The 13,875-nt window shown below is 66.9% G+C and carries 14 protein-coding genes; 10 read left to right on the top strand and 4 right to left on the bottom strand.

What is annotated here, in order from left to right:
• Nucleotides 1-318 precede the first annotated feature (318 nt).
• Nucleotides 319-1,347: a uroporphyrinogen decarboxylase gene (gene hemE, locus OLX02_RS05440; protein WP_264420904.1), complete on the top strand. Its 1,029-nt coding sequence runs from the start codon at nucleotides 319-321 to the stop codon at nucleotides 1,345-1,347.
• Nucleotides 1,348-1,349: 2 nt separating this feature from the next.
• Here hemE and OLX02_RS05435 read toward each other — a convergent pair whose 3' ends face one another.
• Nucleotides 1,350-2,837 carry a hypothetical protein gene (locus OLX02_RS05435; protein ID WP_264420901.1) on the bottom strand — a complete coding sequence of 496 codons (1,488 nt, stop codon included), beginning with the start codon at nucleotides 2,835-2,837 and terminating at the stop codon, nucleotides 1,350-1,352.
• A 185-nt stretch (nucleotides 2,838-3,022) separates the two neighbouring features.
• Here OLX02_RS05435 and OLX02_RS05430 point away from each other — a divergent pair, with 185 nt between their 5' ends.
• The gene (locus tag OLX02_RS05430; RefSeq protein ID WP_264420899.1) at nucleotides 3,023-3,466 is read left to right on the top strand and encodes a CopD family protein; all 444 of its coding nucleotides are present in this window, start codon (nucleotides 3,023-3,025) and stop codon (nucleotides 3,464-3,466) included.
• 3 nt (nucleotides 3,467-3,469) lie between these two features.
• Here OLX02_RS05430 and OLX02_RS05425 read toward each other — a convergent pair whose 3' ends face one another.
• Nucleotides 3,470-3,631 (bottom strand): hypothetical protein, encoded by a 162-nt coding sequence (locus OLX02_RS05425; RefSeq protein ID WP_264420898.1) that lies wholly within the window; start codon nucleotides 3,629-3,631, stop codon nucleotides 3,470-3,472.
• Nucleotides 3,632-3,899: 268 nt separating this feature from the next.
• Here OLX02_RS05425 and rho point away from each other — a divergent pair, with 268 nt between their 5' ends.
• Nucleotides 3,900-5,156, top strand: coding sequence for a transcription termination factor Rho (rho, locus tag OLX02_RS05420; protein WP_264420897.1), 1,257 nt, complete (start codon nucleotides 3,900-3,902; stop codon nucleotides 5,154-5,156).
• Nucleotides 5,157-5,213: 57 nt separating this feature from the next.
• Here the strand turns inward: rho and OLX02_RS05415 are convergent, their stop codons facing one another.
• Nucleotides 5,214-5,603: a nuclear transport factor 2 family protein gene (locus OLX02_RS05415; protein WP_264420895.1), complete on the bottom strand. Its 390-nt coding sequence runs from the start codon at nucleotides 5,601-5,603 to the stop codon at nucleotides 5,214-5,216.
• 97 nt (nucleotides 5,604-5,700) lie between these two features.
• On the opposite strand from OLX02_RS05415, the gene OLX02_RS05410 reads away from it, so the two are divergent.
• On the top strand, nucleotides 5,701-6,846 hold the full coding sequence (locus tag OLX02_RS05410) for an aspartyl/asparaginyl beta-hydroxylase domain-containing protein (RefSeq protein WP_264420893.1): 1,146 nt from the start codon (nucleotides 5,701-5,703) through the stop codon (nucleotides 6,844-6,846).
• Between the two features lie 4 nt (nucleotides 6,847-6,850).
• Here the strand turns inward: OLX02_RS05410 and OLX02_RS05405 are convergent, their stop codons facing one another.
• On the bottom strand, nucleotides 6,851-7,552 hold the full coding sequence (locus tag OLX02_RS05405) for a dienelactone hydrolase family protein (protein ID WP_264420891.1): 702 nt from the start codon (nucleotides 7,550-7,552) through the stop codon (nucleotides 6,851-6,853).
• 124 nt (nucleotides 7,553-7,676) lie between these two features.
• On the opposite strand from OLX02_RS05405, the gene OLX02_RS05400 reads away from it, so the two are divergent.
• The 6 genes from OLX02_RS05400 to OLX02_RS05375 all read left to right on the top strand — a co-directional run bounded on the left by OLX02_RS05400 (nucleotide 7,677) and on the right by OLX02_RS05375 (nucleotide 13,791).
• A complete protein-coding gene (locus OLX02_RS05400) occupies nucleotides 7,677-7,940 on the top strand; it encodes a DUF6489 family protein (protein WP_264420890.1) in 264 nt (87 codons plus the stop codon).
• A gap of 85 nt (nucleotides 7,941-8,025) precedes the next feature.
• Entirely contained in the window at nucleotides 8,026-9,327 is a 1,302-nt protein-coding gene (mnmE, locus tag OLX02_RS05395; protein ID WP_264420889.1) for a tRNA uridine-5-carboxymethylaminomethyl(34) synthesis GTPase MnmE, read from the top strand.
• Nucleotides 9,328-9,471: 144 nt separating this feature from the next.
• Nucleotides 9,472-11,334 (top strand): tRNA uridine-5-carboxymethylaminomethyl(34) synthesis enzyme MnmG, encoded by a 1,863-nt coding sequence (gene mnmG, locus OLX02_RS05390; protein WP_264421192.1) that lies wholly within the window; start codon nucleotides 9,472-9,474, stop codon nucleotides 11,332-11,334.
• Nucleotides 11,331-12,056, top strand: coding sequence for a 16S rRNA (guanine(527)-N(7))-methyltransferase RsmG (rsmG, locus tag OLX02_RS05385; protein ID WP_264420887.1), 726 nt, complete (start codon nucleotides 11,331-11,333; stop codon nucleotides 12,054-12,056). Before mnmG ends, rsmG begins: the two co-directional genes overlap by 4 nt.
• Nucleotides 12,053-12,829 carry a ParA family protein gene (locus OLX02_RS05380; RefSeq protein WP_264420886.1) on the top strand — a complete coding sequence of 259 codons (777 nt, stop codon included), beginning with the start codon at nucleotides 12,053-12,055 and terminating at the stop codon, nucleotides 12,827-12,829. The genes rsmG and OLX02_RS05380 overlap by 4 nt, the downstream gene beginning before the upstream one ends.
• Entirely contained in the window at nucleotides 12,826-13,791 is a 966-nt protein-coding gene (locus OLX02_RS05375; RefSeq protein ID WP_264420885.1) for a ParB/RepB/Spo0J family partition protein, read from the top strand. Before OLX02_RS05380 ends, OLX02_RS05375 begins: the two co-directional genes overlap by 4 nt.
• Nucleotides 13,792-13,875: the final 84 nt, after the last annotated feature.

Genomic DNA, 13,875 nt, shown 5'->3' with positions numbered 1-13,875 from the left:
CCCCGGGATGAGGCTGTGGATAGAGCGAGGATAAACCACGGGAACAATCGGGGGACAAGTTCGGGGCCTGATTCCGCCCCCACTATCCCCGCTTCCGCCCCGTCACTTGTGGACAGGTCGCCGGCTTTACCCACAGCCTGTGGACAGCAGGGACAAGTTTCCCTTGCCGACGAGTCCGCGCAGAGTCGCACGGCCAACTTTTTGTGGAGCATCGGGCACAAATCGGGCAGAGGCGCGCCATCCCCGATATCCACAGGGTCAACAGACTCCCACAACCTGATTCAAAAGAATCTATTTGATTAGGATTGGATCCGAACGATGCCTGGTCCGCTGCTCGAAACGCTCCGGGGCGCCAATCTTGCGCGCCGTCCGATCTGGCTCATGCGCCAGGCTGGCCGCTACCTTCCGGAATATCGCGCATTGCGAGCGGAAAAGGGCGGATTCCTCGCGCTCGTCTACGATTCAGAGGCCGCGGCAGAGATCACCGTCCAGCCGCTCCGCCGCTTCGGATTCGACGGCGCGATCCTGTTTTCCGACATTCTGATCGTGCCTTACGCGATGGGACAGGATCTCCAGTTCCTCGCCGGCGAAGGTCCGCACCTCTCGCCTCGCCTCCTCGATGCCACGCTGGAGAGCCTCACGGCCGTCCCTGAGCGCCTCGCGCCGATCTACGCCACGGTGGCCCGCGTGAAGGCCCAGCTTTCGCCTGAGACGACGCTGCTGGGCTTTGCGGGCAGTCCGTGGACGGTCGCCACCTACATGGTCGCGGGCGAGGGCAGCCGCGATCACCACGACACGCGCGCGCTCGCCTATCGCGATCCGGGTGCGTTCCAGGCGATCATCGACGCGATCACCACGGTCACCATCGAGTATCTCTCGGGCCAAGTCGAAGCCGGCGCGGAAGGCCTGCAGCTGTTCGATTCCTGGGCTGGGAGCCTTGCTCCGACCGAATTCGAGCGCTGGGTCATCGCTCCCAACGCGAAGATCGCGGCCGAAATGCAGCGGCGCTATCCGCATGTGCCAGTGATCGGCTTCCCCAAGGGTGCAGGCGAAAAGCTCGCCGCCTATGCCCGTGAAACCGGAGTCAACGCGGTCGGCGTCGACGAAACCATCGATCCGCTGTGGGCCGCGCGCGAACTTCCCGCAGGGCTTCCGGTGCAAGGCAATCTCGATCCGCTGCTGTTGCTCGCCGGCGGTCCGGAACTTGAAACGCAGACCTTGCGCGTCCTCGATGCCTTTGCCGACCGTCCGCACGTGTTCAACCTGGGCCACGGCATCGGCCAGCACACCCCGATCGAACACGTCGATGCGCTGCTGCGCGTCGTGCGCGGCTGGCAGCGCGGCTAAGCTCAGCGCCCGCCGACGAACACCAGTCCATCACCGATCCGTCGCAGGTATCCGTGGTGGACCTGGTATCCCCGGCGGCGCAGATCGCGGGCGATATCGTCTGCGGTGGGGTGCAGCGTGGTGACGTGCTCGGACCAGAACACCGCAGGGCAGGGGCCGCCCATCGCGCGTGAACCCGGTTGTTCGAGCGCAAAGCCATGCCGCGCCGCCGTGAGCCGATAGGCATAGGGCACCACCGCAAGATTTTCGGCTGGCGCCAGTGCCAGAGTCGCCCCGTTCCACGCCGTGTTCATGTGGATTTTGGTGCCCGGGCAGGCAGCCGCGATCCGGGCGATGGCCGCGCCGCTCGCGTCCCAGCCCGTGCGCTTCAGCGGAACCGAGACGTTGTGCTGCAAGGCGGCCAGCGCAGCGGCGACGAGCAGGGCTTCCACCGCCACTGTCCACCGTGCTCCGATCCGGCTGCAAAGGGCAGCCCATCCGGTCGCCAGCGCCATCAGGATCGGCGGGTAGATCGCCACGAGATAGCGCCCGACCACGATGGGCCGCTGGGTGTGCATCGCGAACAGCAGGACCAGCACCAGCGCGGTGCCGAACCCCAGCGTCAGGATCAGGCCCAGTTCCGGAGACAGGCGGCGCACCCGGCCATCGCGCAAGGCGATCCACGCCAGACCGCAGCATCCGCCCAGCGTCAGCACCGGGTTGGCGAACGCGGCGGAAACGGTCTCTCCGCGAATGATCCAGTAGGCATATTCCCAGCCCGCATCGATCCAGAAGGCGCGCGTGTTGGCGTTCATCACCGCAAATTGCAGGGCATAGCCCATCGCGGCCGGCACCGCCGCCAGCGCCGCGATTCCCGCAAGCCGGAGCGCTCCCGCGCGGTCTCCCGCCAGCAGCAGCCAGCAGCAGAACGCCCCCACCAGCGTACCCACGATCAGCGTCGTGACGATGTGGACGGTGAGGGCCGCCAGCAGGCTTGCCGCCAGGAACAGCGCCGCTCTGCGCGGCAACCGTTCGCCCGGCTTGACGAAGGCCGCCAGTGCCGCCACGGCCACCGCGCCTGCGCAGAACGAGAGGAAATACGAGCGCAGGTCCGCCGCGCGATCGACCATCGGCACCGCCGCGCACAATCCCGCAGCATAGGCGAACAGCGTGGTGCGCAATGGTGGCCGGCGCCAGGCGACCAGCCCCAACGCACCTGCCGCACCGATCAGGATGCCCACGTTCAGCAGTCGCCGGATCTCGAGATGCGCGCCCGGCGCATTCGTCACCCAGGCCAGCGCGTAGAACAGCGGAGGATGGTTGTCCGCCAGCCAGGCGTGCCACAGCATCCCCAACGGCACCCCCGGACGCGTCACGTAGAGGGTGTAGAACTCGTCATACCACGGACTGCGCCAGCGGATTGCCGCCAGCACCGCCGCCGCCAGCGCGCAGCCCAGCACCGCCAGCATCGCCGAGCGGGCAAAGTCGATAGCTCTTGGTTGCCCGCGCAAGCACACGTCTCCTCGTCCGCCGTGGCGAGGACCCTAACCCGAATTCGCGAGAAACGGGTAAATGGCCCGGTCCATGGCAGGATAACGTCTTGCGGGGTGCCCCAAGGTTGGGCTTGCAAACCCTTCCATCAGGCCCGAAAGCCACCACTTGGGGGGATCGAGGGCAGACGAACCGGACGGATCCCATGCTGCAGGTGCTGTCGATGATCTATCTCTGGCTCAAGGCGGGCCATGTCATTTTCGTGATTTTCTGGATGGCGGGGCTGTTCATGCTGCCGCGCTTCTTCGTCTATCACCAGGAAGCGGCCGAAGGATCACCCGAAAACGCGGTGTGGATCGACCGTGAGCGCAAACTGATGAAGATCATCATGTGGCCCGCGCTGATCGCGGTCTGGGTGTTCGGCCTTGCACTGGCGATGAGCATCGGTGCGTTCCAGCAGGGCTGGTTCCACGCCAAGCTGGCGCTGGTGCTGGTGCTCACCGCTTATCAGTTCTGGCTGGCCAGCTATGCGCAAGCGCTGGCCACCGGCACCCGCAAGCTGTCGGGCCGGCACTTGCGGATGCTCAACGAGATTCCCGGCGTGGCCGCCGCGCTGATCGTCGTGCTGGTGATCCTGAAGCCGTTCTGACGGCTAAACCGGGCGGATCTTCTTCAGTCCGTCTCGCAGCGAATTGCGCACCAGCCCGGCGGCACGGCGCGGCAGGTATTTCCATTGCGCGCCCCAGGCATTGACCCTTGCCGATTGCGGGGCAGGGCGGGGGAATATCGCCCCGTGTTGCGGAAGCCGGACCATCGCTCTCTCCTCTCCGGGCGAAGCGCAACGATGCTCCGCACCCTATGCGGATAACGCCGCAGCGTATCCCCGGTTCCATGCCGGCATCGGCATTTGCCGCATATGGAAGGCTGACGGGTCATAAGCGATTGACGCCCGCCGCGCCCGGGCATATGCCCTGCGCGCTATTCCAGAATTGGCGCGCGTCTCGCGCCGCCTCAGGTCCGCTTTCTCCAAGCCCCAAGACCGCTGGTTCGGCCCATTCCGATCTCCTTTGGAAGACCAGGCAATGCATCTCAAGGAACTCAAGAAGAAGACCCCGGCCGAACTGGTCGAAATGGCCGAGGAACTCGGCGTCGAAGGCGCGAGCACGCTGCGTCGCCAGGACCTGATGTTCGCCATCCTCAAGGAAGTCGCCGAAGACGGCGAGGAAATCCTTGGCATCGGCACCATCGAAGTCCTGCCTGACGGCTTTGGCTTTCTGCGCAGCCCCGAGGCGAACTACCTTGCCGGGCCTGACGACATCTACGTCTCGCCGAACCAGGTCCGCAAATGGGGCCTGCGCACCGGCGATACGGTGGAAGGTGAAGTCCGCGCGCCCAAGGACGGCGAGCGCTATTTCGCGATCACCCGCCTCATCAAGGTCAACTTCGATGATCCGGAGGCGGTGCGCCACCGCGTCAACTTCGATAACCTGACCCCGCTCTATCCGAACCAGCGCCTGAATCTCGATACGCTCGACCCGACCGTCAAGGACAAGTCGGCTCGCGTGATCGATCTCGTCAGTCCGCAGGGCAAGGGCCAGCGGGCGCTGATCGTTGCGCCGCCGCGCACCGGCAAGACCGTGCTGCTGCAGAACATGGCGAAGGCCATCACCGACAACCATCCGGAAGTGTTCCTGATCGTCCTGCTGGTCGATGAGCGTCCGGAAGAAGTCACCGACATGCAGCGCAGCGTGAAGGGCGAGGTGATCTCCTCGACCTTCGACGAACCCGCCACGCGCCACGTCCAGGTTGCCGAAATGGTCATCGAGAAGGCCAAGCGCCTTGTCGAGCACAAGCGCGACGTGGTCATCCTGCTCGACTCGATCACGCGTCTCGGCCGCGCCTACAACACCGTGGTGCCTTCGTCGGGCAAGGTGCTGACCGGCGGTGTCGACGCCAACGCCCTGCAGCGTCCCAAGCGCTTCTTCGGCGCGGCGCGCAACATCGAGGAAGGCGGCTCGCTCTCGATCATCGCCACCGCGCTGATCGATACCGGCAGCCGCATGGACGAAGTCATCTTCGAAGAGTTCAAGGGCACCGGCAACTCGGAAATCGTCCTCGATCGCAAGGTGGCCGACAAGCGCATCTTCCCCGCGCTCGACGTGGGCAAGAGCGGCACCCGCAAGGAAGAGCTGCTCGTTCCGAAGGACCAGCTCTCGAAGATGTGGGTGCTGCGCCGCATCCTCATGCAGATGGGTACGATCGACGCGATGGAATTCCTGCTCGACAAGATCAAGGATTCCAAGACCAACGAAGATTTCTTCGCAACGATGAACCAGTAATCGTCCAGCGAAACCACAAAAGGAAAGGGGGCCAATCGGCCCCCTTTCTGTTTCTGTTCAGGCGCTGGTCTTCTGCAACTGCGCACCCATCATTTCCCAGACCTTGTTGATGGCCTTCAGAGGCCTGACCATCACCTTGAAGTCGATGATCCGGCCTTCCATGTCGAAGCGGATCATGTCGATCCCGTTGATCTTGATGCCGTCCAGCTCGGCCACGAATTCCAGCACGACTTCCGGCCCGTCGACCACTTCGCGCACATAGCGGAAGGTTTCGTTGCCCAGCACGTCGCCCGCTGCCATCAGGTACTTGAGCACGATCTCGCGCCCTTGCTGCGGGGTGTGGACCACGGGCGAATGGAAAACCGCCTCGGGGTGGATCAGCTCGGCGAGCAGCTCCGGGTCCTGGCTTTGCATATAGCGGTGCCACGCACCGATCCCGAGTTGCATCGTCTGATCTCCCGTTTTTGTTCGTGCTGACTGTTGCCCGCCAGCGTGCCAGCCACATTGACCTCACGCAACGTTTGATCGGCGCGGCACGTGCAGTATGCCTTTTGCCGTGACACCCGACCAGCTCATCGCCGAAGGCATCGCCGCACTGCGTGCGCGCAACCTGCCGCGCGCCGCCGAATGCCTGCGCGCCGCCGCGGTCCATGCGTCGGCCGCCATGCCCTGGCCTGCGCTGGCGCAGGTGGAACTCGCGTTGGGCCGCCCCGCCGCCGCAGAGGACGCGCTCGACCGCCAGTTGGCGCAGGCTCCGCGCGATGTTGGCGCGCTGCTCGCCAAGGGACAATTGCGCCAGCAGGGCCGCGATGACCGCGCTGCCGTCAGCTTCTATCGCACCGCGCTGGCGCAGGCGGCGGTCAGTGGCATTCCGCGCGGGCTGGAAGCGCTCGCCGGACAGGCCCGGGCCTTCATCGGGGAGACCGACCGCGCCTTCACCGCGCATCTCAAGGCCGAGGTCGGCACCGATCTTTCGCCCGCCATGGCCGAGGCGATCGAACTGCTCACCGGCGAACGGCAGCTCTACCTCCAGCAGCCATCGGTGTTCTATTTCCCGGGCCTGCCGCAGCGCCGCTTCTATGATCCGTCGGAGTTTCCGTGGCTTGCCGCGGTGCTCGAACTGCTGCCGCGGATGAAGAACGAACTGGCGCAGGTGCTTGCCGATACCGGGACCGACGCCTTCACGCCCTACGTCACCGCCCCCGCCAACCGGCCTGCGCCCAACAACCCGCTGCTGGGCAAGGCCGATTGGGGCGCCTATTATTTCTGGAAGGACGGCGCGCCGGTGGAGCAGGCCGTCACGCGCTGTCCGGCGACCATGGAAGCGCTGTCGCACGCCCCGATGCCGATGATCCCCGGCCGAGCGCCCATGGCCCTGTGGTCGCGGCTGCGGCCGGGCACGCACATCGCCCCCCACCACGGCATGCTCAACACGCGCCTGATCTGCCACGTGCCGATCCGTCCGGCACCCGGCTGCACGCTGCGCGTGGGCAGCGACGTGCGTTCGTGGGAGGAGGGGGTGCCGCTGCTGTTCGACGATTCGATCGAGCACGAGGCGCGCAACGATGGCCCGGAAGAGCGCGTCGTGCTGCTGTTCGAAATCTGGCGCCCCGAAATTGGCGAGGCGGACCGCGCCGCGATCGCCCGGATTTTCCAGGCGATCGGCGGCTACGGGGAAGAGGGGATCTGACCGCTTACTGCTTCAGGTGCTGCGCAAAGAATTCGCGCGTGCGCCCGTCGGCCAGTTGCGCGCCTTCCTCGTTGCGGCGGTTGCCCATTTCGGCGGCAAAGCCATGGTCCAGCCCGGCATAGTCGTGCAGCGTCACCTTGGGGTTCGGCCCCAGCGCGTCGTGGATCGCCTTCTGCGCTTCCGGCCCCACGAAGTGATCCTCGGTCGGAATGTGCAGCATCAGCGGGTTTGCGATGGCGTGCGATTCGTCCAGCATCTGGTCGATCATCACACCGTAGTAGCCGACCGAGGCATCGATGTCGGTGCGCGTCGCCGCCATGTAGGCAAGGCGCCCACCCAGGCAGAACCCGACAAGGCCGACATTGTCCACCGCCTGCTCGTGGCGCAGCCAGCGGATCACCGCCTCGATGTCCTTCACGCCGTCGTTGGCGTCGTACTGCTGGAAATAGCCGAAGGCTTCCTGCATCTGCTCGGGCACGTCGGGGTTCAGCTCAACCCCCGGTGCAAAGCGCCAGAAGATGTCCGGCGCCACGGCGGTATAGCCCAGCTTCGCCCAGCTTTCGCACTTCTGGCGGATGCCTTCGTTCACGCCGAAGATTTCCGGCACGACGATGATGGCCGCTTCGCTCTGCTGCGCCGGCCGCGCGACGTAGACAGGAATCTCGCCTTCGCCGTGGTAGCCCGCGATGGTGGTCTTTTCGCCCATGGTCCTCATCCTGCATTATGGTGGGGGGATATGTCGTCGGGCGCCAACTTGGCCCCGGCCGTGGACTTTGCCAAGCGCAAGTGACACTCTCGCCGCAGCCACGCGCGCTGAAGGGAAGAATCGCATGAAGATGAATGTCGAAATCGACTGCACCCCGGAAGAAGCGCGCCGCTTCCTCGGCCTGCCGGATGTGTCGAAGGCAAACGACGTCTATGTCGATGCCATTGCCAAGGCGATGCAGGGCGTCACCTCGCTCGACCAGCTGAGCGGCTATGCCAAGCAGCTCGCCCCGATGGGCGAGATGGGGCTGAAGATGTTCCAGCAGTTCGTCGAGCAGGGCGCGGGCGCGGCGATGGCCGGGTTCAAGGCCGGCGGCAAGAAGGACTGAACGCCGCGGGGAGGCGGGTTCGCGCCTCGGGCTCGCGCGAACCAATCCCCCTTCTTCTTCCTCGCCAAGCCGCTAAAGCCGGATCATGTCTTCCGACACGATCTTCGCGCTGTCCTCCGGTCAGCCTCCCGCCGGCATCGCCGTCATCCGCCTGAGCGGTCCGCAGGCCGGGCCCGCGCTCGAAGCGCTTGCGGGCAGGCGTCCCGCGCCGCGCCGCGCCAGCCTGGCCCAGCTTGCCGATCCCGCTGATGGCACCGTGCTCGATCACACGCTGGTGCTGTGGCTACCCGGTCCGGCGACGGCCACGGGCGAGGATTGCGCCGAACTCCATCTCCATGGCGGCCGCGCGGTCGTCGCTGCGGTAGAGGCGGCGCTGGCCCGCCTGCCCGGCCTGCGCCGCGCCGAGGCGGGCGAGTTCACCCGCCGCGCCTTCGCCAACGGACGCATCGACCTGGCAGAGGCGGAAGGGCTTGCCGACCTGCTGTCCGCCGAGACCGAGCTTCAGCGCCGCACCGCACTGGCCATGGCCGATGGCGCGTTGTCCCGCGCGGTGGGCGGTTGGCGCGAAGCCTTGCTCGGACTTTCGGCAAGGATCGAGGCCGCGCTCGACTTCTCCGACGAGGACGACGTTGGGGAAGGGGCGGACCTGCTCCCGCCCGGCTTCGCTGCCGGATGCGACACGTTGCGCGGCGACATCGCCGCCTGGCTGTCACGCCCCCGCGCCGAACCGCTCAAGGAAGGCTTCCGCGTCGTGCTGGCGGGGCCGCCCAACGCCGGCAAGTCGACGCTGTTCAACGCGCTGGTCGAGGACGAAGCCGCGATCACCGCCGCCGAACCCGGCACCACCCGCGATGTGCTGATCCGCTCGGTCGCGCTCGATGGCGTGCCGTTAACCTTCGTGGACACAGCGGGCTTGCGCGAAGAGGGGGCAGGGGAGATCGAGCGCATCGGCATCGCTCGCGCCCGCGCCGAAGCGGAGCGCGCCGATCTCATCCTCTGGCTCGGCCCCGAGGGCGAAGGCCCGCAGCCCCAATTCGTGTGGGAGATCGAGGCGCAGGCTGATCGACCTGACGCCGCGCGCAAGGCGCAGCCGCTGCACCGGGTCTCTGCACGCACTGGCGAAGGGCTATCCGCTCTCCGTGCCGCGCTGGTCACCCACGCCCGGCAGGCAATGCCTGCCCCGGGGGAAGCCGCGCTCAATGCCCGCCAGCACCGCCTTCTGGCCGAAGTTGCCGGAGCGCTGGATGGTGCCGTGGCCGAATCCGACCCGCTGCTCGCTGCCGAAAACCTGCGCCTCGCTCGCCGGGCGCTCGACCAGCTCGTCGGCCGCACCGGCACCGAGGATATGCTGGACGCCCTGTTTGGTCGCTTCTGCATCGGCAAGTGATGTTCCACGTGGAACAACGTCCGTCCGTCGGAGCGGACCCTGACTACCTATCCTTGCCGGATCGAAGCACGGTTCACCCCGAATGTTCCACGTGAAACATCGCGCGCTTTGACGATGCACGCCAAATCCACTATCGCGGCGGCCATGCACCAGTTCGACATTATCGTGGTCGGCGGCGGGCACGCCGGCGTCGAGAGCGCGGCGGTCGCGGCGCGGTTGGGCGCGCGCACGGCGCTCGTCAGTTTCGATGCCCGCACCATCGGCGCGATGAGCTGCAACCCCGCCATCGGTGGCTTGGGCAAGGGCCATCTCGTGCGCGAGGTCGATGCCTTCGACGGGCTGATGGCCCGCGCCGCCGATGCCGCCGCGATCCATTACCGGATGCTCAACCGCTCGAAGGGAAGCGCGGTGCAGGGGCCGCGCGTCCAGGCGGACCGTGCCCTGTTCCGTGCGGCGATCCAGCGCATGCTCGCCGAACAATCCGGCCTTCACGTGGTGGAGGGCGAAGCCGCCGCGCTGCGTCTGGCCGGGGGCCGCGTGACCGGGATCGACCTCGCCGACGGCACCGTGCTCGAGGCAGGGGTGGTCGTGCTCTGCACGGGCACGTTCCTGGGCGGCCGGCTGTTCCGCGGCGAGGAGCGCATGGACGGCGGCCGGATCGGTGAAAGCGCGGCGCATCGTCTCGCGCAGCAACTGCGCTCTGCCGACCTGCCGATGGCCCGGCTCAAGACCGGCACGCCACCACGCCTCGATGGCCGCACCATCGATTGGGCGCGCCTGCCCGAGCAGCCGAGCGATCGCGACCCGTGGACGATGTCGCCGCTCACCGCGCTCGACACGCATGGCGAGCGGCCGGTGCCGCAGGTGTTCTGTGCCATCGCGCGGACCAATGCCCGCACGCACGACATCATCCGCGCGGGGCTGGACCGCTCGCCGCTGTTCACCGGCGCCATCGGCGCGCAGGGTCCGCGCTATTGCCCGTCGATCGAGGACAAGATCCATCGCTTCGGCGATCGCGACGGCCACCAGATTTTCCTCGAGCCGGAAGGGCTGGGCGATCACACCGTCTATCCCAATGGCGTGTCCACCTCGCTGCCCACCGATGTCCAGGTCGCGATGATGCGCTCGATCGAGGGTCTCGAAGGGGTGGAGATCACCGTGCCGGGTTACGCGGTCGAATACGATCACATCGATCCGCGTGCGCTCCATCGCAGCCTGGAAGTGCGGGCGCTGCCGGGACTCTATTGCGCGGGGCAGATCAACGGCACCACCGGGTATGAGGAAGCCGCCGCGCAGGGTCTCGTCGCCGGAATGCACGCGGCGGCCGCCGTGCTCGGCCGCGAGCCCGCGCCGCTCGACCGTGCCAACAGCTACATGGCGGTGATGATCGACGACCTGACGCTGCACGGCGTCAGCGAGCCCTATCGGATGCTGACCGCGCGCGCCGAGTATCGGCTGCGTCTGCGCGCCAACAATGCCTCGTCGCGGCTCACCCCGCTGGCACTGGCCGCTGGCTGCGTGGGCGAAGAGCGCCGCGATTGGTGGTTGGCCCGTGCGGAGGCGCGCTCCCGGCTTGAAGGTGCCCTGTCGCAGCAGGCCACGCCCGGCGACCTCGCGCGCGAAGGAGTCATGGTTCGTGCCGATGGCACTCGTCGGCCGCTGATGGAGTGGCTCCGTTTTCCCGACGTGGCGCTCGAATCGCTGCGGCCATGGATTGGCGAAGAAGCCTTCGATCCGCTGCTGGTCGAGGAGGTCGAGGAAGACGCCGCCTATGCGCCCTATCTCGCCCGGCAGGATGCCGAACTGCGCGACTTGCGCGCGAGCGATGCGGTGCCACTGGGGGAGGGCTTTCCCTTTGCCGACGTGCCCGGCCTCTCGCGTGAGATGGTCGAGCGGCTGGAGAAGTCCCGGCCAGACACACTGGCGGCGGCGGGCCGCATCGCGGGGATTACCCCCGCTGCGCTCGCCAGCCTGCTCGTCCATGCCCGTCGCAGGATCGCGGCATGAGCGCATCTGCCATCACCACGGAGGCCGAGGCCCTTGCTTGGCTCACCGAAGAGCTGAGCGTCGATGCCGCCGGCATGGCGCGGCTCGAACGGATCGCCGCGCTGCTGCTCGAGGAGAACGAGCGCCAGAACCTCGTGGCGCGCGGCACGCTGCCACATCTCTGGCAGCGTCATATCGTTGACAGCGCGCAGCTGCTCGGCGCTGTTCCACGTGAAACAATGCCGGTGGGGCCGTGGCTCGATCTCGGTACCGGAGCCGGCTTTCCCGGTCTTGTCATCGCCGCGCTTGAACCCGATCGCCCGGTGACGCTGGTCGATTCGCGCCGGTTGCGCACCGACTGGCTGGCCCGCGCCGCGAGCGAACTCGGCCTCGCCAATGTGGAGGTCGTCCTCGCGCGGGTGGAGGATCTGCCCACCCGGTCTTACGCCGTGCTGTCGGCGCGGGCTTTTGCACCGCTCGACAAATTGCTGGCGTTGTCCGCCCGCTTTTCCACACCCGAGACGCTTTGGCTGTTGCCGAAGGGGGCCAAGGCGCAGCATGAACTGGAAGCGCTTCCGGAAAGCTGGCAACATGCGTTCCACGTGGAACAATCGCTGACCGATCCGGCCGCCGGCCTCATCGTCGGACGTCTCCTTGGCGGAGGCCCCGCCGCGAAATCCTCCTCGAACGCGTCCACGCGTTCTGTGGGCAAAAATCGCAAAGCAAAGGACGTCAGCCGATGATCACGATTGCCGTTGCGAACCAGAAGGGCGGTGTGGGCAAGACCACCACCGCCATCAACATCGCGACCGCGCTGGCGGCAACGGGGTGGAAGGTGCTGCTGATCGATCTCGATCCGCAGGGCAATGCTTCCACCGGCATCGGTGTCCCGGCCAGTGAGCGGCTGCGCTCCTCGTACGACCTGCTGATCGACCAGGCGACCATCGCCGACTGTGCGGTGCCGACACGCATTCCCGGTCTCGATCTTGTGCCTGCCACGGTCGATCTGTCCGGCGCGGAAGTCGAACTCGTCAGCGTGGACGATCGTACCGGCCGCCTGCGCGCGGCCATCGCGTCGGATGCAGGACACGAGATCTGCCTGATCGACTGCCCGCCATCGCTTGGACTGCTCACGCTCAACGCGCTGACCGCGGCGGACACGCTGCTGGTGCCACTCCAGTGCGAGTTCTTCGCGCTCGAAGGATTGAGCCAGCTGCTGCAGACGGTCGAACGCGTGCAGGAGCGCTTCAATCCCGATCTCGGCATCCTCGGCATCGTGCTGACGATGTACGACCGGCGCAATCGCCTGACCGACCAGGTCGCCGAAGACGTGCGCTCGTGCCTGCACGATCTCGTCTTTGAATCGGTGATCCCGCGCAATGTGCGCCTTTCCGAAGCGCCGAGCCACGGGCTGCCCGCGCTGATCTACGACCACGCCTGCGCCGGATCGCAGGCCTACATGAAGCTGGCGCGCGAACTGATCAGCCGCCTGCCCGAACGGAGGAAGGCTGCATGAGCAGCGAGGATGGTGTGAAGGCGGCAACGCCGAAGCGCGCGGCGCTCGGCCGGGGGCTGGGCGCGCTGCTGGGCGAGACGCGGCGCGAGGAAGCGATTGCCCGTCCGGCGGCCAGCGCCAATGGCGGTGAGGGTGCGGGCACAGGTGCGGGCGCGGGCCGCGACAGCGGCATCGCGCTGCTGCCGGTCTCGCAGATCGAGCCGCATCCCGATCAGCCGCGCCGCCACTTCGACGAAGACGCGCTGGAGGAACTGGCCAAGTCGATCGCGGCGCGCGGCGTGATCCAGCCCGTCATCGTCCGCCCGCTTGGCGGCGGTCGCTACCAGCTCGTTGCCGGCGAGCGCCGCTGGCGCGCGTCGCAGCGCGCGCGCGTCCACGAAATCCCCGCCATCGTCCGCCAGCTGGAGGAGCGCGAAGTGACCGCGCTCGCGCTGATCGAGAACTTGCAGCGCGAGGACCTCAACCCGGTCGAGGAAGCGCGCGCCTACCAGCGCCTGTCCGAGAACGACGGCCTGACCCAGCAGGAAATCGCGCAGTTCGTCGACAAGTCGCGCAGCCATGTCGCCAACCTGATGCGGCTGCTCAGCCTGCCCGAGGAAGTGCTGGAAATGGTCCAGCGCGAGGAACTGTCGATGGGCCATGCCCGCGCACTGGCGGCATTGCCCGATCCCCTGCCGGTGGCGCGCGAGGTCGTGGACAAGGGACTCTCGGTGCGTGATGCAGAGCGCATGGCCAAGCGCGTGTCGCGGCCCGATGCAGCACCGCGCAAGGCGCGCGCGACGCGCGATCCGTCCTATTCGGCGGACATCGCGGCGGTGGAGCAGCACCTCGAGGAGATCCTGGGGCTGAAGGTGACGATCAGCGCCGACGCCGATCCCACCAGCGGTGCGGTGAGCATTCGCTACAAGACGCTCGATCAGCTCGACCTGATCTGCCAGCGCCTGACCGGCGGAGCGATCTGACCCAAAGGGCAATTAATCGACTGATTAAATTTCGTTGACCCGACATCGGGCGCGGCGTATCTGCGTTATCAGACAAGATAATGG

The organism is Novosphingobium sp. KCTC 2891 (genome assembly GCF_025938155.1).
Taxonomy (GTDB): domain Bacteria; phylum Pseudomonadota; class Alphaproteobacteria; order Sphingomonadales; family Sphingomonadaceae; genus Novosphingobium.
The sequence above is the reverse complement of the archived record's forward strand: the minus strand, read 5'-3'. Positions and strand labels throughout refer to the sequence as shown.